General features: G+C 59.8%; 19 protein-coding genes. 12 read left to right on the top strand and 7 right to left on the bottom strand.

Going from position 1 to position 22,506, the window contains the following annotated elements; all coding sequences use genetic code 11:
• Positions 1 to 158: 158 nt before the first annotated feature.
• On the bottom strand, positions 159 to 1,661 hold the full coding sequence (ppx, locus tag JFV30_RS27810; protein WP_063026338.1) for an exopolyphosphatase: 1,503 nt from the start codon (positions 1,659 to 1,661) through the stop codon (positions 159 to 161).
• A gap of 473 nt (positions 1,662 to 2,134) precedes the next feature.
• On the opposite strand from ppx, the gene JFV30_RS27805 reads away from it, so the two are divergent.
• The 4 genes from JFV30_RS27805 (at position 2,135) to JFV30_RS27790 (ending at position 6,708) form a co-directional block, all read left to right on the top strand.
• Entirely contained in the window at positions 2,135 to 2,797 is a 663-nt protein-coding gene (locus JFV30_RS27805) for a DUF1120 domain-containing protein (RefSeq protein WP_201125668.1), read from the top strand.
• 123 nt (positions 2,798 to 2,920) lie between these two features.
• On the top strand, positions 2,921 to 3,637 hold the full coding sequence (locus tag JFV30_RS27800) for a fimbria/pilus chaperone family protein (RefSeq protein ID WP_201125667.1): 717 nt from the start codon (positions 2,921 to 2,923) through the stop codon (positions 3,635 to 3,637).
• A 55-nt stretch (positions 3,638 to 3,692) separates the two neighbouring features.
• Positions 3,693 to 6,152 (top strand): fimbria/pilus outer membrane usher protein, encoded by a 2,460-nt coding sequence (locus JFV30_RS27795; protein WP_201125666.1) that lies wholly within the window; start codon positions 3,693 to 3,695, stop codon positions 6,150 to 6,152.
• The gene (locus JFV30_RS27790) at positions 6,118 to 6,708 is read left to right on the top strand and encodes a hypothetical protein (RefSeq protein WP_201125665.1); all 591 of its coding nucleotides are present in this window, start codon (positions 6,118 to 6,120) and stop codon (positions 6,706 to 6,708) included. The genes JFV30_RS27795 and JFV30_RS27790 overlap by 35 nt, the downstream gene beginning before the upstream one ends.
• 4 nt (positions 6,709 to 6,712) lie before the next feature.
• On the opposite strand, the gene JFV30_RS27785 is transcribed toward JFV30_RS27790, so the two are convergent.
• Genes JFV30_RS27785 through JFV30_RS27770 form a run of 4 tightly spaced genes read right to left on the bottom strand, consistent with a single transcriptional unit; the run spans position 6,713 to position 9,559 of the window.
• The gene (locus tag JFV30_RS27785; protein WP_201125664.1) at positions 6,713 to 7,450 is read right to left on the bottom strand and encodes an amino acid ABC transporter ATP-binding protein; all 738 of its coding nucleotides are present in this window, start codon (positions 7,448 to 7,450) and stop codon (positions 6,713 to 6,715) included.
• Positions 7,437 to 8,087: an amino acid ABC transporter permease gene (locus JFV30_RS27780; protein WP_010167949.1), complete on the bottom strand. Its 651-nt coding sequence runs from the start codon at positions 8,085 to 8,087 to the stop codon at positions 7,437 to 7,439. Before JFV30_RS27780 ends, JFV30_RS27785 begins: the two co-directional genes overlap by 14 nt.
• Positions 8,084 to 8,752 carry an amino acid ABC transporter permease gene (locus JFV30_RS27775; protein ID WP_003213995.1) on the bottom strand — a complete coding sequence of 223 codons (669 nt, stop codon included), beginning with the start codon at positions 8,750 to 8,752 and terminating at the stop codon, positions 8,084 to 8,086. The genes JFV30_RS27780 and JFV30_RS27775 overlap by 4 nt, the downstream gene beginning before the upstream one ends.
• 21 nt (positions 8,753 to 8,773) lie before the next feature.
• Positions 8,774 to 9,559 (bottom strand): transporter substrate-binding domain-containing protein, encoded by a 786-nt coding sequence (locus JFV30_RS27770; protein WP_076013092.1) that lies wholly within the window; start codon positions 9,557 to 9,559, stop codon positions 8,774 to 8,776.
• 254 nt (positions 9,560 to 9,813) lie between these two features.
• On the opposite strand from JFV30_RS27770, the gene JFV30_RS27765 reads away from it, so the two are divergent.
• The 6 genes from JFV30_RS27765 (at position 9,814) to JFV30_RS27740 (ending at position 17,119) form a co-directional block, all read left to right on the top strand.
• Entirely contained in the window at positions 9,814 to 10,509 is a 696-nt protein-coding gene (locus JFV30_RS27765) for a FadR/GntR family transcriptional regulator (RefSeq protein WP_201125663.1), read from the top strand.
• Positions 10,510 to 10,630: 121 nt separating this feature from the next.
• Positions 10,631 to 10,960, top strand: coding sequence for a thioredoxin TrxA (gene trxA / locus JFV30_RS27760; protein WP_003213989.1), 330 nt, complete (start codon positions 10,631 to 10,633; stop codon positions 10,958 to 10,960).
• A 234-nt stretch (positions 10,961 to 11,194) separates the two neighbouring features.
• On the top strand, positions 11,195 to 12,454 hold the full coding sequence (rho, locus tag JFV30_RS27755) for a transcription termination factor Rho (protein WP_008438874.1): 1,260 nt from the start codon (positions 11,195 to 11,197) through the stop codon (positions 12,452 to 12,454).
• Between the two features lie 155 nt (positions 12,455 to 12,609).
• Positions 12,610 to 14,595 carry an acyltransferase family protein gene (locus tag JFV30_RS27750; protein WP_201125662.1) on the top strand — a complete coding sequence of 662 codons (1,986 nt, stop codon included), beginning with the start codon at positions 12,610 to 12,612 and terminating at the stop codon, positions 14,593 to 14,595.
• Positions 14,596 to 14,684: 89 nt separating this feature from the next.
• Positions 14,685 to 16,151 carry a 4-hydroxy-3-polyprenylbenzoate decarboxylase gene (gene ubiD / locus JFV30_RS27745; RefSeq protein ID WP_003213983.1) on the top strand — a complete coding sequence of 489 codons (1,467 nt, stop codon included), beginning with the start codon at positions 14,685 to 14,687 and terminating at the stop codon, positions 16,149 to 16,151.
• A complete protein-coding gene (locus JFV30_RS27740) occupies positions 16,151 to 17,119 on the top strand; it encodes a CDP-6-deoxy-delta-3,4-glucoseen reductase (RefSeq protein WP_201125661.1) in 969 nt (322 codons plus the stop codon). Before ubiD ends, JFV30_RS27740 begins: the two co-directional genes overlap by 1 nt.
• 52 nt (positions 17,120 to 17,171) lie before the next feature.
• Here JFV30_RS27740 and JFV30_RS27735 read toward each other — a convergent pair whose 3' ends face one another.
• Positions 17,172 to 17,648, bottom strand: coding sequence for a sn-glycerol-3-phosphate transporter (locus JFV30_RS27735; protein ID WP_201125660.1), 477 nt, complete (start codon positions 17,646 to 17,648; stop codon positions 17,172 to 17,174).
• Positions 17,649 to 17,975: 327 nt separating this feature from the next.
• Here JFV30_RS27735 and JFV30_RS27730 point away from each other — a divergent pair, with 327 nt between their 5' ends.
• Both JFV30_RS27730 and JFV30_RS27725 read left to right on the top strand, forming a co-directional pair.
• Entirely contained in the window at positions 17,976 to 20,369 is a 2,394-nt protein-coding gene (locus JFV30_RS27730) for a TonB-dependent receptor plug domain-containing protein (protein WP_010167935.1), read from the top strand.
• A gap of 40 nt (positions 20,370 to 20,409) precedes the next feature.
• Positions 20,410 to 21,063, top strand: coding sequence for a gamma-glutamylcyclotransferase (locus JFV30_RS27725; RefSeq protein ID WP_010167933.1), 654 nt, complete (start codon positions 20,410 to 20,412; stop codon positions 21,061 to 21,063).
• Here the strand turns inward: JFV30_RS27725 and glpT are convergent.
• Positions 21,060 to 22,397: a glycerol-3-phosphate transporter gene (glpT, locus tag JFV30_RS27720; RefSeq protein WP_010167932.1), complete on the bottom strand. Its 1,338-nt coding sequence runs from the start codon at positions 22,395 to 22,397 to the stop codon at positions 21,060 to 21,062. The two genes, JFV30_RS27725 and glpT, sit on opposite strands and share 4 nt — an antisense overlap.
• Positions 22,398 to 22,506 lie beyond the last annotated feature (109 nt).

Here is a 22,506-nt window from a genome sequence, read left to right as displayed (position 1 = left end):
CAGGGGATGCTTTTGTGGTGAGGGGGCTTGTCCCCCGTTGGGCTGCGCAGCAGCCCCTGATAACGCTACATCACCCTGTCTGTCAGATTAGTTTTGCAGGTTTTGGGGCTGCTTCGCAGCCCAACGGGGGACAAGCCCCCTCGCCACAGTAGATCGTTTTAGCGAACGTTCAGCGTAAACCCAACCCGCGTTAGCCACTCCGCTTCCTGGGCGAAATCCGCCTGGGTCAGTTGGTTTTCATCCAGCCAGTTCTTCGGGAACACCACGTCGAGGCTGTCGGCATTGGCGCGCAGCACCACTTGCGGCATTTCCTGGGTACCACGGATGTGGTGGAACAGGATCGCAAAGCGCAGCAACGCGCACAGGCGAATCAGCTTGATGCCTTCGTCACCGAACTCGGCAAACTTGTCCTTCGGAATATTGCGACGGTGGCCGCGTACCAGCAGTGCGAGCATCTGCTGGTCTTCCCGGGAGAAGCCCGCCAGGTCCGAGTGTTCGATCAGGTAGGCGCCGTGCTTGTGGTAATGGTAGTGGGCGATGTCCAGCCCCACTTCATGGACCTTCGCGGCCCAGCCCAGCAGTTCACGCCAGACGCCGTCTTCCAGGTCCCAATCCGCTGCTACCTGGTCGAAGGCATGCAGCGCCTTGCGTTCAACCCGCGCCGCCTGTTCCAGGTCGACGTGGTAACGCTCCATCAGCGAGCTGAGGGTGCGTTCACGGACGTCCTCGTGGTGATGGCGGCCCAGCAGGTCGTACAGCACGCCTTCACGCAGGGCGCCGTCACAGTGGTCCATGCGTTGCAGTTCGAGGGCATCGAAAATTGCTTCGAGAATCGCCAGGCCCGCCGGGAAAATGGTGCGGCGGTCAGGCTTGATGCCGTCGAAGTCGATCTTCTCGGCATCCCCCAGCTTGAACAGCTTGCGCTTGAGCCAGGCCAGGCCTTCGGCGTTGACCTCGCCGGTGCCGTGGCCGCCGGCCTTGAGCGCCAGGCCGATGGCGCGAATGGTGCCGGACGAACCGATCGCCTCATCCCACGTCAGGCGGTGCAGGGCGTGCTCGATGCTCATGATCTCCAGCCGCGCGGCCGTGTACGCCTGGGCGTAGCGGGCCGGGGTGATCTTGCCGTCCTTGAAATAGCGTTGGGTGTAGCTCACGCAACCCATCTGCAGGCTTTCGCGCAGCAGCGGCTCAAAACGCTGGCCAATGATGAATTCGGTACTGCCACCGCCGATGTCGGCCACCAGGCGCTTGCCCGGTGTGTCGGCGAGTGTGTGGGACACGCCGAGGTAGATCAGGCGCGCTTCCTCGCGGCCGGAGATGACCTCTACGGGGTGCCCGAGAATCTCCTCGGCGCGGCGGATGAATTCGCCACGGTTGCGGGCTTCCCGCAGGGCGTTGGTGCCGACGATCCGCACGGCGCCCGGGGGCATGCCGTTGATCAGTTGGGCAAAGCGCTTCAGGCAATCGAGCCCGCGCTGCATGGATTCTTCATTGAGCTGACGCTCGTCGTCGATCCCGGCAGCCAGTTGCACTTTCTCGCCGAGCCGCTCAAGGATGCGGATTTCACCGTTCTGGGCCTTGGCCACGACCATGTGAAAGCTGTTGGAGCCCAGGTCGATGGCGGCGATCAGGGACAGATTCTTGGCTTGGGATTGCGGCATGGTTAAGGGGTCTCGGTCGATAACCTCGCCATCGTGCCACGATCAACCGCTGACGCCAACGCGAAGTGCTTGGGGAATTTTCCCATGGGCGTCTTTGAGCAAAATTTGCGGGATGTGTAGGACGATTCTTGATATGGCTGACGATTGGTCTGTAGGGCAAGAGGAATAACGGAAATTTCTAATTTTAATAGGAAAGGCGAATATCCCTACACGCGTGGGTTATTTGTTTAGGCGGATAATTAAGTCAGGACTACTGTCCGGATGACTTAAAGGGGCATTATTTTTTTACGGCTCTTACATTAGATCAGGCGTCGTCTCATTCTTTCTTTCGGCACTAACGAGAGAGACTGTCACTCGGCGATTGTGCCGTGGTGTTATTTATTTGTAGCTCGCTTATCAAGGTCGATAGTTGTTGGGCATGGAGTTGCCCGGTGAGCCAAGTGCACCTGATAACTTTCAGTGACAGGATGAACATGAAAAAACAATTTGGTTTGGCAATAGGTATTGCGTGTCTGGCAGCCAGTATGGGTGCTCAAGCAGATACAAGTGGCTCCGGGAACCTGAGGGTTATCGGCACCATTAAGCCAGCGGCCTGCACGGTAGGTCTTGGCGCCAGCGGCGGCACTGTCGATTACGATACGATCAATGCGTCGAGCATCCCGCCATCCTCTTTTCTTCCCCTGCAAGAAAAGACGCTACCCCTGACCGTCAACTGTGGAACCGCTGCGGCTCAGATGGCACTGTCCGTTACGGACTCGCAGGCAACCAGTACCGTGGCGGGTATCCTGGGAACCGGCTTCCCGGAGAGCCAGAATTTTGGCCTGGGCATGGTCGGGACCAACCGTACCGGTGGCTATTCGGTCAGGCTCTCCAGCTTGACCAGTGCTGGCACTGCGCTGTACCCGCTTAAAAGGACAAGCTCCGCCGGTGCCTGGATGTACAGCAGTGACGGCCGCGTAGACAAGCATCCTTACCAGCACTCCTGGAGCCGTAATACCAGCCCGACTCCAGCCATGGTGACTTCAGTCACCGGCACTCTTGTGGTCAGGGCCGTTATCAATCGTGGCAGTGCGTTGGATCTTAGCAAGGACATTCCGTTGAACGGACTTGCCACGTTGGTCGTCACTCGGATCTAACTATATAAACCCGGCCAGCATTAGGCAGGCGGTCATGCGCCGTGGCTTCGTGCTGGCTGTTTATATGCGTATCTGTATTTTCTGCTGATTAATGGCACTTTATTTGTTTGCGGGTAGAACTCGATGGGTCGTCTTTTAAACGCGGTTATTACCCTGTTGTGGTGTGCGAATCTTTCTTTTTTGCTGGGTGGCTATGTAATGGCGGATGGCATGGAGCCAGAAACATCCGTCGTTATTCTTTATGAAGAGAACGGTGAGGCGACGATCAACGTAAAAAATACCGACGCTGGTCCGGCGTTACTTCACTCGGTCATTCAAAACCTTCCGGAGGATCCCGAGCCACTATTGATCGTTACGCCACCTATCGCCCGTGTCGAGCCGGGTGAGACACAGCTGGTGCGGTTTATCAGCACCTTGAAGGAGCCGCTCAAGACTCAGCGTTTGAAGCGCGTCACCTTTGAAGGTATCCCGCAGGCCCGCGCCGAAGGGCGCGCGACCATCGGCATTACCATTCGACAGGATTTGCCGCTGATCCTGCACCCACAAGGTTTGCCACGCCATCAAGAGCCATGGAAGTTGCTGAAGTGGACGCTGCGGGGCAGTCGGCTGACGGTTCACAACGACAGTGCTTACGTTGTGCGGATGGGACTGGAGGTGCACCTGCTGCCGTCAAGGAGCCCGGCGATATTGCCTCGTACCTATATCCTGCCTGGCGAGGTGTTATCGACCCGCGTCGAAGAGGAGGTGGCTCGGGTCAGCGGTATCGAGATTCAACCGGCGACGGTTTACGGCTATTCGGCGACCGCCTACGAAGCCTCCGTGGTTGTCGAGGCGGGTTGATCGGGCTATGAGAAATGCTACCCATGCAAACCATTGGACCCTGTCTGCACCGCCCATGCGAGCCTCGGTTTCCCGGGCGTGTATCGGCCTGGCAACGCTGTGGAGCCTTCCCGCACACGCACTTGAGTTGGGGGAGGGCTTCGATCTCGCCGTCTTGTCGGCGAACGGAATTGACCCGAAGGTTGCCCATTACTTTCGCAGCGCGGCGCGATTCCGCGAGGGCGCTCATGTGGTGGGGTTGCAGGTCAACGGCAACTCATTGGGCTTGGTTGAGGCGCGCTTCGACTACCAGGGGCAGTTGTGTTTTACCCCGTCTCTGCTGGATAAGGCCGGGTTAAGGGTGCCGTCGGCCGTTATTCGACAGGGCATTGCTCCCGATCAGGCGTGTCATGACTTTCTCGGCGAATATCCCGCGACGATCGTCAAGCTGCGTCCTGGCAGCGATGAGGTATCGCTGGTCGTGCCCACTCCGTCAATGCGCGAGCCCGAGTGGGATGCCGGGAGTTTTTCCCAAGGCGGATCGGCAGCCTTGTTGAATTACGATGTGCAGGGGGCCGAGGAGCGCTACAGCAGTGGCTCTTCCCGCTCCGTTTCCGCCTATACCGAAGTGGGATTCAACATTGGGAACTGGATTGTTCGCAGTCGACAATTCTATGTCTCCGACAACGGCAACAGCAGCAGCGAACATGTGAATGCGTACGCCCAACGCGATTTTGCGCCCCTGAAGTCGACCTTCCAGGTCGGGCAGATTTCCAGCAACAATCCGGTGTTCGGTGGGTTACAGATGTCTGGTTTCCAGCTCTCACCCGATGGTCAGTCGCGCAGCCCGGGTGGCGGCAGCCGCGTGGTGGTTGAAGGCTTGGCCCAAAGCCCATCCCGGGTTGAGGTGCGCCAGGCTGGGGTGCTGATCCATACAACACTGGTACCGGAAGGTCCGTTCACATTGACGGGCTTGCCATTGCTCAATGGCGCCAGCGATCTTGAGGTCAGTGTCGTGGGTACCCGCGGCGGCAGGCACAGTTTCACCGTACCCGCCGCGTCCTTTGCGGGGGCGGTACCGGTAGTGCCTGGTTATTACTTCTCCCTGGGCAAAGTGCGTGGCGCAAAGCTGGATGCAGGGAATTCCCCGGTCGTGGCGATGGGAAGTGGCACTTGGGGGTTGGGGCGGGATTCTTCACTGGGGTTTGGCTTGTTGAGTACCGACGAATACCAGGCGGCGGGTGGCGTATTGAGCAGTATTTTTTTCCAGCGTCTTTCGGTTGGCGTGCGTCAGAACCTGTCCCGCGATGGCCAGGATGACGTCAGCGGGGCCCGCAGCTCCGTTTCCCTGGGAAGCCCATTGTTTGCCGGCATTGAAATGAATGTGAGCGCCACTACCCAGACGCGGGGCTATCGTGAAGTACTGGAAGCGGGGCCGTCGACGCGTCCTGACGAACTGGATGCCCGGTTCAAGAATCAATACACGTTGGGTTTGAGCTGGGCAGATCAATCCCTGGGTGGCTTCTCGGTCAGTTATTCCCGCAGTTCGCAATTTGATGGGCAATCGGCCGAACACGTATTTGCTGCATGGAATCAGCAGTTCAATGGCACTCAGGTGGCAGTGATTGCGGACTCCCGGGTGGGCGGTTCTCGACCGCGCAAGATCAAAAACACCCTTCGAGAGACGCGCGGCGATGTGTCGGACAAGGGGCTTTCGCTTCGGTTGCAGGTCACTGTGCCGTTTGGCGGGGATCGCCGTGTCACCTCGTATGCCAGTCGGCGCGGAGACAGGGTCGATCTTGGGACTGCGTTCAGTGATCGGGTCAACGACTATGTGAACTATGAAGTGGGGGTTGCCCGTGAGCAGGCGAGCCGTACACAGTCTGTTCAAGCGCGTGTGAATGCCATACCGCGTTACACCCAGATAGGGCTGGGCGTACGGCGCGATTCATTGGGCACAGGCTATACCGGCCAATTGCAAGGTGGCGTGGTGGCTCATGAGAGAGGCATGACGTTCTCGCCCTATGCGATCCAGGACACCTTTGGAATTGTCTCCGTGGGCGATGTTGGGGCAGCCAAGGTCTCGACCCCGCAGGGGCCTGTCTGGACTGATTATCGGGGGCAGGCGGTGATCGCAAGCCTGCCTGCCTACCACATCAGCAATGTTGAGGTGCAAACCCAATCCCTGCCCAGGCGCATCGACCTGAAAAACGGTACCAAGGTCGTTGCTGCCGGACGCGGCTCTTTCAACACGATCGATTTTGAGGTCGTGAAGGTTCGCCGTTTACTACTTGAGGTTCGGGACGTTCAGGGACAACCCTTGCCGCAAGGGGCCTCGGTATTCGACAGCAACAATGCATTCCTGACCAGCGTAGTGGGTGAGGGCATGGTTTTCCTGAACAGCCCGGATGAGTCGCGAGCGTTGAGTATTTCCTTGCCAGACTCAACCAACTGCCTGCTGCAACTGAACCTTGAGCCAGAATCCAATGACGACAAATTCTATGAAACAGCTTCAGCGGTCTGCCGCACCCTATGAGCCAGCGGAGCATTTTGAATGTGGACGCTTGCGTTACGGACTGTTCCTCTATCTGCTGCTTTTTGTGGTGATGTTGGCCAACGAGGCTCGGGCGGATAACTGTCGTGTGTCCTTGAGCCAACCTCGGGTTGATTACGGTGTGATTCGCCACGCCGAGCGGGGTCAGCCACATATTCCGTTGGGCACGCGCACGCTTCGCCTGAGCGTTGCCTGTGAAGCGCCGGTGTCCATGGCACTGCGTTTCACGGGTGTACCCGCTGGCGCGCAGGGGTTTCGGTTTGGGCGCCAGGGGCATTTCACCTTGAGTCTGCAATCGGCTCAGGTCGATGGAAAACCCGTTGAGCTGATGAGGCCGCGCTTGTCTGACGAGCCGGCCACCGGACGATTGCTGCCGGGCCATACGCTCGTTGCACAGGTAGCGGGGGTACCGGCGCATGGGCGCCGCTTTACCGCCTTGGTCAACGTCGAGACCTTCCTGCCCATCGCGTTACTGGCCGTAAGGGATGAAACGATATTTGAGGGGCAGGGCGGTTTTGAGTGGGCTCCCGGGGCCTGATGCGTCAGTCCGCCCGCTCCACCGAGCCGATGAAATTGGCCAGCTCGGCGGTCTGCGGGTTGGCAAACAGGATTTTCGGGTCGCCGACTTCGTGCACCTTGCCCTGGTGCATGAACACCAGCTTGTCGCCCACTTCCCGGGCAAAACGCATTTCATGGGTGACCATGATCAGCGTCATCCCATCCTTGGCCAGTTGGCGCACCACGCTGAGCACTTCGTTGACCAGTTCCGGGTCCAGGGCCGAGGTGATTTCATCGCACAGCAACACCTTGGGCGACATCGCCAGCGCCCGGGCGATGGCTACCCGCTGTTGCTGGCCGCCGGACAAGCGATCGGGGAAGGCGTCGAACTTCTCCCCCAGCCCAACCCGTTCGAGCATCTGTCGCGCCAGCTGCGCGGCCTTGGCCTTGGGTACTTTCTGCACCACCTGAGGGGCGAGCATGACGTTTTCCCCCACAGTCAGGTGCGGGAACAGGTTGAACTGCTGGAACACCATGCCGACTTTCTGCCGCAAGCTGCGCAGGTCGGCGCGGGCGGCGTCGAGGTATTCGCCGTCGACTTCGATCACCCCGTCGTTGATTGACTCCAGGCCATTGAGGGTACGCAGCAAGGTGGATTTACCCGAGCCGCTGCGGCCGATGATTGCCACCACCTGGCCTTCTTCGACACTCAGGTCGATGCCCTTGAGTACATGGTGATCGCCGTAATACTTATGCAGGGCGGAAATTCTAAGCAGAGGCATGCAGTCTCCTTTCCAGGTAGCGCGCACTGAGGGACAAGGGGTAGCAGAGCAGGAAGTAACCCAGCGCCACCAGGCCATAGACCATGAAGGGTTCGAAGGTAGCGTTGGCGAGCATGCCGCCGGTTTTGGTCAGCTCGGTAAAGCCGATGATCGAGGTCACGGCCGTGCCTTTGACCACTTGCACCGAGAAACCCACGGTCGGCGCCACGGCAATGCGCAGGGCCTGGGGCAGGATCACGTAGCGCAATTGCTCAAGCGGATTCAGGGCCAGGCTCGCGGACGCCTCCCATTGTCCGTGGGCGATGGAGTCGACGCAGCCCCGCCAGATCTCGGCCAGGTAGGCGCTGGTGAACAGGGTCAAGGCAATCGCCGCTGCCAGCCAGGGCGAAATGTCCACGCCAAGCAAGGCGATGCCGAAGAACACCAGGAACAGCTGCATCAGCAGCGGCGTGCCCTGGAACAGTTCGATGTAGGTGCGGGCGACGTTGCGCGGGAAGGCCTTGTTGCTGATACGCAGGGTCATCACCAGCAAGCCGATCACGCCGCCGCCGATAAACGCCACCAGCGACAACAGCAAGGTCCACTGCAAGCCGGTGGCCAGGTTACGCACGATGTCCCAGAAGGAAAAATCACTCATCGGGCGTTCCTCATCACATAGCGCCGGCCGATCCAGTTGAGCAATTGGCGGATCATCAATGCCATGCACAGGTAGACCAGGGTGGTCAGTGCGTAGGTTTCAAACGCACGGAAGTTGCGCGACTGGATAAAGTTGGCGGCAAAGCTCAGCTCTTCAGTGGCGATCTGCGAGCAGACCGCCGAACCGAGCATCACGATGATGATCTGGCTGCTCAGGGCCGGCCAGACCTTGCCCAACGCCGGCAGCAGCACCACGTGGCGGAACGCTTCGAAGCGCGTCATCGCCAGTGCGGCCGCCGCTTCCAGTTGCCCGCGAGGGATCGCCTGGATCCCGGCGCGGATGATCTCCGTGGAGTACGCCCCGAGGTTGATCACCATCGCCAGCACCGCCGCCTGCCATTCGGTGATTTTCAGGCCCAGGGACGGCAGGCCGAAGAAGATGAAAAACAACTGCACGAGGAACGGCGTGTTGCGGATCAACTCGACATACACCCCGAAGATCCAACTGAACGGCTGGATTTTCCACGCCCGCACCACGGCGCCGACGATTCCCAGCGCCACGCCCAGCACCGCGCCGATGGCGGTCAGCTCAAGGGTGAACAGCGCGCCGCGCAGCAACAGATCGGTATTGGCCAGAACCGGCACAAAGTCGAATTGATAGGCCATAGCTAACCCTCGTTACCGCGATCAGAGATCAGCCGGCAGCGGCTCTTTAAGCCACTGCATTGCGTTCTTTTCCAGGCTGCCGTCGGCCTTGGCCGCCACCAGGATCTGGTTGACCTTGTCCAGCAACGCCGGCTCGTTCTTGTTCACGCCTACGTATACCGGCGAGTCCTTGAGCTTCACTTTCAGTGCCGGCACGCGCTTGGGGTTGCGCTCGCTGATAGCCACCATCACCACGTTGCCGCTGGCGATCAGGTCCACTTGGCCGGCCAGGTAAGCGGCGATGGTCGAGTTGTTGTCTTCAAAGCGCTTGATCGTGGCTTCCTTAGGCGCGACGGCGGTCAGCTCGATGTCCTCGATGGCGCCACGGGTCACGCTGATGGTTTTGCCCTTGAGGTCGTCAACGGTGCTGATCGGCGCATCAGGCGGGCCGAACACGGCGAGGTAGAACGGCGCGTAGGCCTTGGAGAAGTCGATGACCTTCTCCCGCTCGGCGTTCTTGCCCAGGCTTGATATCACCAGGTCGACCTTGCCGGTGGTGAGGAACGGAATGCGGTTGGTGCTGTTGACCGGGGTCAGTTCAAGTTTGACCTTGAGCTGGTCGGCCAGCAGTTTTGCGGTGTCGATGTCCAGGCCACGGGGCTTCATGTCGGGGCCGACCGAGCCGAACGGCGGGAAATCCTGAGGCACGGCCACCTTGAGGGTGCCGCGGGCGACGATATCGTCCAGACCGTTGGCCTGGGCGGGCGCCTGGCTCAGCATCAGGCTGGCAAACAGGGCAGTGAGCAGGGCGCTGCAACGCTTGGTCATGGCAACTCTCCGAAAAGGACGAAAGGATTTTCTGAGTGTTGCCAGTGCACAGCCCATGCCAGTACTGCTCTTATTCGCGCAAAGGCCGGTAGCCGTTGAGTTCTGGCGGTCTTACTGGTCTGAACAGTTGATGCGCTTTCTGCACCCTTTTCGAGCGCCGCCAAAACCGCGCGAGCCCCTTTGGGGCGTGGCTTGCCGGGCGTCGAGAATAGCTTTACAACTAGCCGCTCAGTTGACGGGAAATTTGAGTTTTTATGAATTCCATCGCCCAAGCCGTACCGGAAGTGGCGCTACAGGCCATCCGCAAATTGATCGCCGATGAGGGCTTCGGGCCGGGCGATGCATTGCCCTCCCAGCGTGATTTGGCGCTGCAATTGGGCGTGAGCCGGGCCTCGTTGCGTGAAGCCTTGTCATCGCTCAGTGCCTTGGGCGTGGTCAGTGTGCAGCCGGGCAAAGGCGTATTCGTGCAAGCTGCCGAAGACCTCCCGGGGTTGGCCTGGCCATTTACGGCACAGGCAACGCCGCTGGATATCTTTCAGTTGCGCTACGCCCTGGAAGGCTTTGCGGCGGGGCTGGCGGCAGTGACGTTGACCACTGATGAGCTGGACGTTCTGGAAGACAATGTCGAGGGGATGCGCAAGGAATTAAAGGCCGGCGACTTTGAAGCGGCAGCGCGGCTGGACTTCGAATTCCACCGTCGCATCCTGCTGGCCAGCGGCAATCAGGCGATGGTGAGCATCCTCAGCGCCAGTGCGGAGGTGTTTCTGGAGAGCCAGAAGCTACCGTTCATCCGGCCAGAGCGGGCCATGGAGACCTGGCAGGAACACCGCAAGATCCTCCGTGCACTGGCTCGGCGCGCCAGCGGGGCGGCGCAGAAAAGCATGCAGGAACACGTACGTAACGCGGCGCTGCGTACGGGCATTGCGTTCATCACTCCCGTGACCCCTTGAGTTGGGCTATACCCAAACTCATGCACCACCATAGCAAGAGTCAATCAGCTGCGGCTTCCTGAACGCGGGAAGGGCGGCTATGATGGGCAACGTTTTTTTTGCTTACAACCCGGAGACATCCATGAGCAACGATCTTATCAAGCACGTCACCGACGCGACCTTTGAGGCCGAAGTACTGAAGGCCCAGGGCCCGGTGCTGGTTGACTACTGGGCTGAGTGGTGCGGTCCTTGCAAAATGATCGCTCCGGTCCTGGACGACATTGCTACTACTTACGAAGGCAAACTGACCATTGCCAAGCTGAACATCGACGACAACCAGGAAACCCCGGCCAAGCACGGCGTGCGTGGTATCCCGACCCTGATGCTGTTCAAGAACGGCAATGTCGAGGCCACCAAGGTCGGCGCGCTGTCGAAGTCCCAGCTGCAAGCTTTCCTCGACGCTAACATTTAAGCGTCCTCAAAAAGCCCCGCAAATAGCGGGGCTTTTTCGTGATACAGGGCTAGACGCTCCGAAACTCAGGTGGTACATTCGGCCCCGCACTGGTTTCTCCACTGCCCCCTGCAAGCCGTCGCCGACGCTCTCCTTTTCGATTAGTACGCGATCCTGTCGCCTTCTCTGCGGCGCGGCCTCATTAAGCCAAAAGCTTAATTTCCCCCCCTCCATAAATGATTACGTCATTCCTATATGAATCTGACTGAACTCAAGCAAAAGCCGATTACCGAACTGCTCGAATTGGCCGAACAGATGGGCATAGAAAATATGGCCCGTTCGCGCAAGCAGGACGTGATTTTCTCCCTGCTGAAAAAGCACGCGAAAAGCGGCGAGGAAATCTCCGGTGATGGCGTGCTGGAGATTCTCCAGGACGGCTTCGGCTTCCTCCGCTCTGCAGACGCCTCCTATCTTGCCGGCCCAGACGATATCTACGTCTCGCCGAGCCAGATCCGTCGCTTCAACTTGCGCACCGGTGACACCATCGTTGGCAAGATCCGCCCTCCAAAGGAAGGCGAGCGTTATTTCGCCCTGCTCAAGGTCGACACGATCAACTACGATCGTCCCGAGAACGCGAAAAACAAGATTCTCTTCGAGAACCTGACCCCGCTGTTCCCGACTGTGCGCATGAAGATGGAAGCCGGTAACGGTTCCACCGAAGACTTGACCGGTCGCGTTATCGACCTGTGCGCCCCGATCGGCAAAGGCCAGCGCGGCCTGATCGTCGCTCCGCCGAAAGCCGGTAAGACCATCATGCTGCAGAACATCGCAGCGAACATCGCCCGTAACAATCCTGAAGTTCACCTGATCGTATTGCTGATCGATGAGCGTCCGGAAGAAGTGACCGAAATGCAGCGCACCGTGCGCGGCGAAGTGGTTGCCTCGACGTTCGATGAACCGCCAACCCGCCACGTGCAGGTTGCCGAAATGGTGATCGAGAAGGCCAAGCGCCTGGTCGAACACAAGAAAGACGTGGTGATTCTGCTCGACTCCATCACCCGTCTGGCCCGTGCCTACAACACCGTGATCCCGAGCTCCGGCAAAGTGCTCACCGGTGGTGTCGATGCCCACGCCCTGGAGAAACCGAAACGTTTCTTCGGCGCCGCGCGGAACATCGAAGAAGGCGGCTCGCTGACCATCATCGCCACCGCGCTGGTTGAAACCGGCTCGAAGATGGATGAAGTGATCTACGAAGAGTTTAAAGGTACCGGTAACATGGAACTGCCTTTGGACCGTCGTATCGCAGAGAAGCGTGTGTTCCCGGCCATCAACATCAACCGCTCCGGCACACGCCGCGAAGAGTTGCTGACCGCCGACGACGAACTGCAGCGCATGTGGATCCTGCGCAAGCTGCTGCACCCGATGGATGAAGTTGCCGCCATCGAGTTCCTGATCGACAAGCTGAAAACCACCAAGACCAACGACGAGTTCTTCTTGTCGATGAAGCGCAAGTAACACGACCGCTTCAGGTCCAAAAGAATGGCGCCCCACGGGGCGTCATTTTTTTGTGTCAAAAAAGGGAGGTTTGGCGCAGGCGTGTGTCTGTTTAGAGACAAAAGGCGAGCGTGACTCCGCTTGCTGTCAATCTGACCGGGCTAATAACAAGATTTATGACCACTCTCGCTTATCGCAGGGACATTGACGGCCTGCGTGCCATAGCTGTTATCGCGGTTGTGCTGTTTCATTTTGGTGTACCGGGCTTTACCGGCGGTTTTGTCGGTGTGGACGTCTTTTTCGTGATCTCCGGTTATTTGATCACCTCGATCATTTGGCGGGAACGTGAGGCCGGTCGTTTCAGTTTCATCGGTTTTTGGGCCCGGCGCGCCCGGCGTATCCTGCCGGCACTGTTTGTGATGATGCTCGGCACGCTGGCGGTGGGATGGTTTCTGCTGGCGCCCAAGGATTACAGCGAGTTGGGGCGCTCGGTGCACAATCAGGTGGTGTTTATCTCCAACCTGTTTTTCATGCGCCAGGACGGCTATTTTGACGTGGCGTCCGACCTCAAGCCATTGCTGCATACCTGGTCGTTGTCGGTTGAAGAGCAGTTCTACATTGTTTTCCCGCTGCTGCTGACGTTGTTGTCGAGCCGGCTCAAACACTGGCGTACAGCGCTGTTCGTGTTGTTGCTGGTGTCTTTCGGGATGAGCACCTGGGCGGTCGCCCACGCTCCGGAAAGAGCCTTTTTCCTGCTGCAGATGCGTGCTTGGGAGCTGTTGGCGGGCGCAATGCTGGCCGTGATGCCGGTACGAGAGTACCGCGCAAGCCCGGCGTTGGCGCAGGCCGTCAGCCTTGCCGGCCTTGGCCTGATCTTGTTGGCGGTCTTTGCCTATGATCCGAGCACTCCGTTTCCTGGCGCTGCAGCGTTGTTGCCGGTGCTGGGCGTGGTGTGCCTGATCTGGGCCAACGGCCAACAGGCCACCCTGGCGGGCAAGTTGCTGGGCAGCCGTGTGTTGGTAGGGATTGGCCTGATCTCCTACTCCTGGTACCTGTGGCATTGGCCGGTGTATGTGTTCGGCAAGTACGCCAGTGTCGAAGGCCTGACTCCGTGGGAGCTCGGCGCGCTGTTTGTGTTGAGCCTGCTGTTGGGTTATGGATCCTGGCGGTTCATCGAGGCACCCTTTCGCGAGCGTCGGTTGTTGGCCGGCCGTCGGCAAATCATGGTGGCGGCGGGTATCGCGCTGCTTGGGGTGGGGTTGCTCGGCAAAGGACTGGTCTGGACGCAGGGCTTGCCTTGGCGCCTGTCGCCGGAGGCCTTGCGATTTGCCCAGGCGCGCACGTGGAGCCCGGACCTGATGGCCTGCCTGGTGGATGGGGGGAAAAATCGCCACCATGGATTTTGTCATTTCGGCCCTCAGTCGGGCCCGACACGCGCGTTGGTGTGGGGCGACAGTCATGCCACGTCCCTGGTTCCGGCGTTACAAGACGGCGCGAGCAAGTATGGTGTCGGTGTCACCCAGGCGGGTTATGCCGGTTGCCTGCCGTTTAATCGCAAAGAAAGCGTTCCAGGTTGCTTGAGCTTTAACCAGAAGGTCACCCAACTGCTGGGCCAGGAAACCTTTAGCGACGTGGTGCTGGTGGCGCGCTGGAGCCTCTACGTTTATGGGCAGCGTGATGGCGACACCGAGTTCTCGCTGCTGGACCCGAAGACCGGAACCTATGACCGTGCCTTCGCCGAGCAGCGTTTTGATGAAAGCATGCGTGCCCTTGTGCAGCAATTGCGCGCCGGCGGCCATCGGGTGTGGCTGGTCAAGGAAGTCCCCCTGCAGGAATTCAGTGCGCCCTATCGCCTCAGTCGCCTGGCGATGCTCGGCCGGCCCACCGACAAGGAGGGAATGCCCCTGGCCGACCACCTCCAGCGCCAGGCCTATATCAGCCACGTATTCGAGCAAATCGCGGCTGCTGATCCGGGGGTGAAGGTGCTGGATCCGGCGCCAAAGCTATGCAATGTGAATGATTGGTGCCGTGTGGAATTGGAGGGCCAGTCGCTGTACACCGATGACAATCACCTCTCGGCGGTCGGTTCGCGGTATGTCGAAGGGTTCCTTGAGCCGTTGTTCAAGGCCTTGCGCAATCAAAGCCAGGCGTCGGCTCGTTGAGTCGGTGTCGTCGGCAATACTGCTCAATAAGCTGCCAGCGACCGTAAGAGCAGGTAGGATGTACGCCTATTTTACGGGTGGCATGGTTAATGAAATTCAAGGATCTTCGGGATTTCGTGCAGCAACTTGAGCAGCGCGGAGAGTTGAAACGTATCCAGGTGCCGATTTCCCCGGTGCTGGAAATGACTGAGATTTGCGACCGTACCCTGCGCAACAAGGGCCCGGCGCTGCTGTTCGAAAACCCGGTGGGCTTTGATATCCCGGTACTTGGCAACCTGTTCGGCACCCCCGATCGCGTGGCGTTTGGCATGGGCGCCGAGTCCGTCAGCGAACTGCGCGAGATCGGCAAGCTGCTGGCCTTCCTCAAGGAGCCCGAGCCACCCAAGGGCCTGAAGGATGCCTGGTCCAAGCTGCCGATCTTCCGCAAGATCATTGCCATGGCCCCCAAGGTCGTGAAAGACGCGGTATGCCAGGAGGTGGTCATCGAAGGCGATGACGTCGACCTCGGCATGCTGCCCGTGCAAACCTGCTGGCCCGGCGACGTCGGCCCGCTGATCACCTGGGGCCTGACCGTCACCAAGGGCCCGAACAAGGACCGCCAGAACCTCGGTATCTACCGTCAGCAAGTGATCGGCCGCAACAAGGTCATCATGCGCTGGTTGAGCCACCGTGGCGGCGCGCTGGATTTCCGTGAGTGGTGCGAAAAGCATCCCGGCCAGCCCTTCCCGGTGTCCGTGGCCCTGGGCGCAGACCCGGCGACCATTCTCGGCGCTGTGACGCCGGTGCCCGACAGCCTGTCCGAGTACGCCTTCGCCGGCCTGTTGCGTGGTAACCGCACCGAGCTGGTGAAATGCCGTGGCAACGACCTGCAAGTGCCGGCCACCGCCGAAATCATCCTTGAAGGGGTGATTCACCCGGGCGAGATGGCCGATGAAGGCCCGTACGGCGACCACACTGGCTACTACAACGAAGTGGACAGCTTCCCGGTGTTCACCGTCGAGCGCATCACCCATCGCATCAAACCGATCTACCACAGCACCTACACCGGCCGTCCACCGGATGAGCCGGCGATCCTCGGCGTGGCGTTGAACGAAGTGTTTGTGCCGATCCTGCAAAAACAGTTTCCGGAAATCACCGACTTCTACCTGCCGCCGGAAGGCTGCTCGTACCGCATGGCCATTGTGACGATGAAGAAGTCGTACCCGGGCCACGCCAAGCGGGTAATGCTGGGTGTGTGGTCGTTTTTGCGACAGTTCATGTACACCAAGTTCGTTATTGTCACCGACGACGACATCAACGCCCGGGACTGGAACGACGTGATCTGGGCCATCACCACGCGCATGGACCCCAAGCGCGACACCGTGATGATCGATAACACGCCGATCGACTACCTCGACTTCGCCTCGCCGGTATCGGGCCTCGGCTCGAAAATGGGCCTGGATGCCACCCATAAATGGCCGGGTGAAACCACCCGCGAATGGGGCCGCGTGATCGTCAAGGACGAAGCGGTAACTGCTCGTGTCGATGCGCTCTGGAAAGAATTAGGAATAGATTGATGCGTGTAACCCTGCAGCCTTCCGGTGCGGTACTTGAGTTGACCCCCGGCGAGCGGATCCTCGAGGGCGCGCGACGCCTGGGCTACGATTGCCCTCAGGCGTGCCGCAATGGCGTGTGTCACGTGTGTGCGGCGCTGTTGGTGGAAGGCCGGGTGCAGCAAGCCGGTGAGGTGCGTGACCATGGCGAGTTCTATACCTGCATTGCCGAACCGCTGGAAGATTGCATCGTCTTGTGGGATGGCGTGCTGGCGCCGGGAGAGTTGCCGGTGCGCAAATTGTCTTGCCAATTGAGTGAATGCGTTGAAGTGGGCGGTGACGTATGGCGCGTGCGCCTGCGGGCCCCGGCGGGCAAGCCGGTGCGTTACCACGCCGGGCAATACTTGATGATCGAGCGGGAAAACGGCGAGAAGTCGGCGTTCTCCCTGGCCTCGGCGCCCCACGCCGGGCGCGAGCTGGAATTGCATGTGCTGGCCCGGGAAGACAGCGCCCGCAGCCTGCTGGAGCAGTTGCAGCGCAACCAGATGGCGCGTATCGAGCTGCCGTTTGGCGACACCCACCTGGCGGAACTGCCTGACGGGCCGCTGGTGCTGATCGCCGCCGGTACCGGCATGGCGCAGATGCACAGCCTGATCGAACACTGCCGCGCCAGCGGCTTCAAGCACCCGGTGCATCTGTATTGGGGGGTACGCCGGCCGGAAGATTTCTACGACATCGAGCACTGGGACCAGTGGCTGCAATTGCCCAACCTGTTCCTGCACAAAGTGGTCAGCGACCTGTGCGGCTGGGAAGGGCGCTGCGGGTTGTTGCATGAAGCGGTCTGCGAAGACATCAGCGACCTCAAGGCCGTGCACGTCTACGCCAGCGGTTCACCGGCAATGATCTATGGCACGCTGGATGCGTTGGTCGACGCCGGCATGGATGCGCACCAGATGCGCGCCGATGTATTTGCCTACGCGCCCCGTCCGTAACATGTGGTGAGGGAGCAAGCTCCCTCACCACAGAAGCCCATCAGCGGCCCAATCAGAACCGAACGCCTGTCGTCACCATCGCCGCATTGAACCCGAGCAACACCAACTCGGCGGCGACCGGCCCGTAGTGAGTGCCCACCGACGGGATGATCACCGGCGCTACGCCCAGCCCATTCAGTGGAATCTTGTCGCGGTACTTGCCGCGATAGCCCTGGATCACGCCGCCCGTCAGCTTCAGGTACACCGGATAATCGGTCATGTCGTAGCGCTTGCCGGCGTAGACGTAGTACGAGCGCTGGCTGAACGAGTTGCGAAACGTTGCCCCGCCATACACCAGGCCTGACGCTTCATTGCGCTCCAGGCCGATCAAATCCTGATGATTGTTGTGGTCCTTGTCCGGCGCAAAGTGCCGGGTGTAGACGCTTGTCTGGGCGTACCAGAAGCCTTTTTCGTCCTGGCTTGGTGCTTCGACCGCCAGGGCGGTGGTGGCCTGTGCCAGGAACAGCAGGCTGGAAAGTCGATATTTCATGGTGCGACCTCGATAGTCGGTGATTGGGCGGCTAAGTGGGTCGTGACAGGTGGCCATTTTGAAGGCTCAGGCCCCATAAAGGCTGAACGCGCGCTGAAGGTACCGGGCGTGCACGGCTCAATCCTGATGAGCGGACGGGCGGTGCTTATGCATTCGCTTATTCTTTAAAGGTATTTAATTTGTTACATAAATATCATTAAGCTATATGACAACGGACTACCGACTTTCTGCCAATAACCAATAAATGACCGCCACCGTCCGCCACACGGATCGATCGTACGAGCTCAGAGCATTGACGTTCTGGCCTTTGATTCCAAGGGGAGCGGTATGGGGAGCAACAAGCAGCACCTGCTGTACACGGCGATTTTGTCGGCTAATTTGCTGACCGCTGTGGGATTCAATCCAGTGGCAGCCGCCGAAACGGCCACTGCCGATGTACCCAAACTCGACACAGTCATCGTCACCGGCACCCGCGCCCAAGAGCGCACCGCCAGTGCTTCGCTGTCACCCATCGATGTGATTTCCGGCGACACCCTGCGCAGCACCGGTTCTGACGAACTGGGCGCGGTGTTGGCCCGTTTGATTCCTTCCATCAACTTCCCACGCCCAAGCCTGGTGGACGGCGCCGAACTGGTGCGCCCGGCGCAATTGCGTGGCCTGTCACCGGACCAGGTGTTGGTGCTGGTCAATGGCAAGCGCCGCCACACCAGCGCCTTCGTCAACCTCGGTGGCGCCGTGGGGCGCGGCTCGGCCCCGGCGGATCTGAATGCGATCCCGCTGGCGGCGGTGGACCATATCGAAGTGCTGCGTGACGGCGCCTCCGCCCGCTATGGCTCGGATGCGATTGCCGGGGTGATCAACGTGATCCTCAAGCATGACGACCACGGCGGCTCGATCACCAGCAAGTTCGGCGAATACAAAAAGGGTGACGGTATCCAGCGCAATCTCAGCGGCAACACCGGCGTGGCGCTGGGGGATAACGGTTTTATCAACGTCTCCGCCGAAGGTGCCGACAACGATTACACCAACCGCGCCGGCAAGGATTTCCGGCCGGGCAGCGTCGGTTCGACGACCTATGGCCAGCGCGTATTCCGCCAGGGCGAACCGGCCACCGATCAGGGCAAGCTGTTTCTCAATTCGGAATATTCCTTCAGCGACGCGGCTGAGTTCTACGCGTTTGGCGGCTACAGCAAGACCCGTGGCGAGACCGCAGCGTTCTACCGGGCCAGCAACGCGAGCAACAACATTCCTGCGCTCAACCCCAACGGTTACCTGCCGCTGATTCGCGGTGACGTGGAAGACACGTCCCTGGCGGTGGGCCTGCGCGGGTTGTTGGCCTATGACTGGCACTACGATGTGTCGGTCAACTACGGCAAGAACCAGTACCAGATCGGCACCGAAACCATTAACACCTCGCTGGGCCTGGCCACGCCGCGCAAGTTCGACAACGGGACCCTGGTCAATGACCAGAAGCAACTCAGCCTGGACCTGTCGCGGGAATTCAGCCTGGGCTGGTTGCCGTATCCGGTGTCGGTCGCGTTTGGTGGCGAGTACCTGGACCAGGGTTACCAAATCAAGGCGGGTGATCCTGCGTCCTACTACCAGACCGGCAGTTCGGGCCTGGGCGGCTTCCGTGATTCCGACGCCGGTACCAGCACGCGGCATAACTGGGCGCAGTACCTGGACCTGGAAACCAACTTCACCGAAAAACTCAGCGCCTCGGCTGCCGTGCGTCACGAGGATTACAGTGATTTTGGCTCCAACGTCAGCGGCTCGCTCTCGGCCCGTTACGACTTCACCCCGCAAGTGGCCTTGCGCGGCAGTGTTTCCAACGGCTTCCGTGCGCCATCCCTGGCACAGCAAAACTTCGCTTACACCTCGTCGCAACTGATCGGCAACACCATCCAGGAAGCCGGCACCTTCCCTGCCAACAGCCAGGTGGCGCGCCTGCTCGGCGCTGAAGACCTGAAAGCCGAGAAGTCACGCAACTACAGCCTCGGCCTGGTGCTGGAGCCGACCGACAACCTGACGGTGACCGCCGACGTCTACCGCATCGACATCAGCGACCGCATCAGCCTGTCCTCCAACCTGGACCTGAGCAAGAACCCGGCGGCGCTCGCGTATCTGCAGGCCAACGGCGTCGGCAACATCAATTACACCACCGTGCGCTACTTCACCAACGCCACCGACACCACCACCAATGGCATCGACCTGGTGGCCAACTATCGCTACCAACTGGATAACGGTGTGCGCTGGAACAGCACTGTGGGCTACAACTACAACCACACCAAGGTCACCGACGTAAAAGCCAACCCGGCGGTATTGGATAGCCTGGGGGCGAGCCTGGTGCGGGTGGACCGCCGCGAGCGCATCGGCCTGTTGGGCGACACCACGCCTCAACACAAGCTGAGCCTGGGCAACGACCTGAGTTTCGGCAATTGGGCGCTGCACAGTAATTTGGTGCGCTATGGTTCATTCACCAGCTATCAGGCAGACCCCACCAACGACCAGAGCTTCAAGGCAGCCTGGCTATTGGACCTGTCGGCCGACTACAAGCTGAAAAACTGGACCTTCACCGTCGGCGGCGACAACGTCACCGACAAGTACCCGGAAAAACTCAATGCCTACGCCAGCAGTGGTGGCAATTTGGCCTATAGCACTTTTTCGCCGTACGGTTACAGCGGCGCGTTCTATTACGGTAAAGTTGCTTACAACTGGTAACAGCTTCTCGTAACCACAAAGGAGACCTAAGCGATCCGCCATGACCGCCATTGAATCTGATCTTTTGCAATTGGCTTACCCTCCGCGGCTCGATCTGGGGCCGCAACTCACTCACGAACAGTTGATGAGTTCGATGCAGGCCACCATGGCCCGGCATAAGGGGGGACCGGTCTGGCTGTTCGCTTACGGTTCGCTGATCTGGCGACCTGAATGTTCGTCGACACAACGGATGCGGGCACGGGTCTACGGTTATCACCGGGGCTTGTACCTGTGGTCTCACGAGCATCGGGGCACGCCGGAAATACCGGGGTTGGTGTTTGGCCTGGATCGCGGTGGCTCGTGCAGCGGGTTCGCTTATCGCCTGCCGGAAGATCAACTGGAGGCCTCGCTGTATGCCCTGTGGCAGCGCGAGATGCCTTACCCCTCCTACCGGCCACACTGGCTGACCTGCCGTCTTGAAGATGGCAGCCAGGTGCAGGCATTGGGATTTGTGCTGGAGCGGCACCTGCCCAGTTATGCCGGTAACTTGCCCGACATTGTGCTGAATCACGTGTTGCAAAGCGCTTGCGGGCGTTACGGCACTACGCGCGATTATGTCGAGCAGACCGTCAACGCCCTGCGTAGCCACGCCATGCCAGACAAGAATCTGGAGGCGCGGCTCAAGCGGTGTTCCAAGGGCTGTTCCGACGATTAACGTGCGGTACTGACGCTATTGGTGTGCCACAAGGTGGGGATCAGGAACGCGATCGCCAGCAGGCACGCGCCGATCAGCAGCACAAAGCCACCGTCCCAGCCGAAATGGTCAACGGTGTAGCCCATGGCCGCACTCGCTGCCACTGAACCACCCAGGTACCCGAACAAGCCCGTAAAGCCCGCTGCGGTACCGGCGGCTTTCTTCGGTGCCAGTTCCAGCGCCTGCAGGCCGATCAGCATCACCGGGCCGTAGATCAGGAAGCCGATGGAGAACAGCGCGATCATGTCGATCATCGGGTTGCCCGGCGGGTTGAGCCAGTAAACCAGGGTCGCCACGGTCACCAGGCCCATGAACACAATGCCGGTCAGGCCACGGTTGCCACGGAAAATCTTGTCCGACATCCAGCCGCACAGCAGCGTGCCCGGAATGCCTGCCCACTCGTAGAAGAAGTACGCCCACGAGGTTTTATCCACGTCGAAGTGCTTGGCTTCCTTGAGGTACGTCGGTGCCCAGTCCAGCACGCCGTAGCGCAGCAGGTAGACGAAGACGTTGGCGAAGGCGATGTACCAGAGCATTTTGTTGCGCAGCACGTACTTGACGAAGATTTCCTTGGCGCTGAATTCGTCTTCGTGGCTGGCGTCGTAGCCTTCCGGGTAGTCGTTCTTGTATTGCTCGATAGGCGGCAGGCCCACCGATTGCGGGGTGTCACGCATGGTGATGAAGGCAAACGCCGCCACCAGCAGGGCCACGGTGGCCGGGACGTAGAACGCCGCGTGCCAGTCGTTGAACCAGGCCATGCCCAGCAGGAACAGCGGGCCGATCAAGCCACCGCCCACGTTATGCGCCACGTTCCAGACGGAAACCACGCCGCCGCGTTCCTTCTGCGACCACCAGTGCACCATGGTCCGCCCGCTTGGCGGCCACCCCATGCCCTGGGCCCAGCCGTTGATGAACAGCAAAATGAACATCATGGTCACGCTGGACGTTGCCCAGGGTGCGAAACCGAAAATGAACATCACCCCGGCGGACACCAGCAGGCCGAAGGGCAGGAAGTAGCGCGGGTTGGAGCGGTCGGACACCAGGCCCATGAGGAACTTGGACAGGCCGTAGGCAATCGCAATCGCCGACATCGCCAGGCCCAGCTGGCCACGGGTGTAACCCTCGTCAATCAGGTAGGGCATGGCCAGGGAGAAGTTTTTGCGCAGCAGGTAGTACCCGGCGTAACCGAAGAAAATACCGGCGAAGATCTGCCAGCGCAGGCGTCGATACGTGCTGTCTATTTTTTCTTCAGGCAGGGGCGCCTGATGTGCGGCAGGACGGAAGAAAGCAAACATTCAAGAGCTCCAGATTTCTTGTTTTGACTGCGGATGCGAATGTTACAGTTTCGTTACCGAAAATAGCACCGCCTCTTATCTGCGGGCATAGGAATTGAGTGCAATTGCA

Origin of the sequence: Pseudomonas sp. TH32 (assembly GCF_016650855.1) — a bacterium.
Lineage (GTDB): Bacteria > Pseudomonadota > Gammaproteobacteria > Pseudomonadales > Pseudomonadaceae > Aquipseudomonas.
Note: the sequence above shows the minus strand (reverse complement) of the source record. Positions and strands in the feature narration are given on the sequence as shown.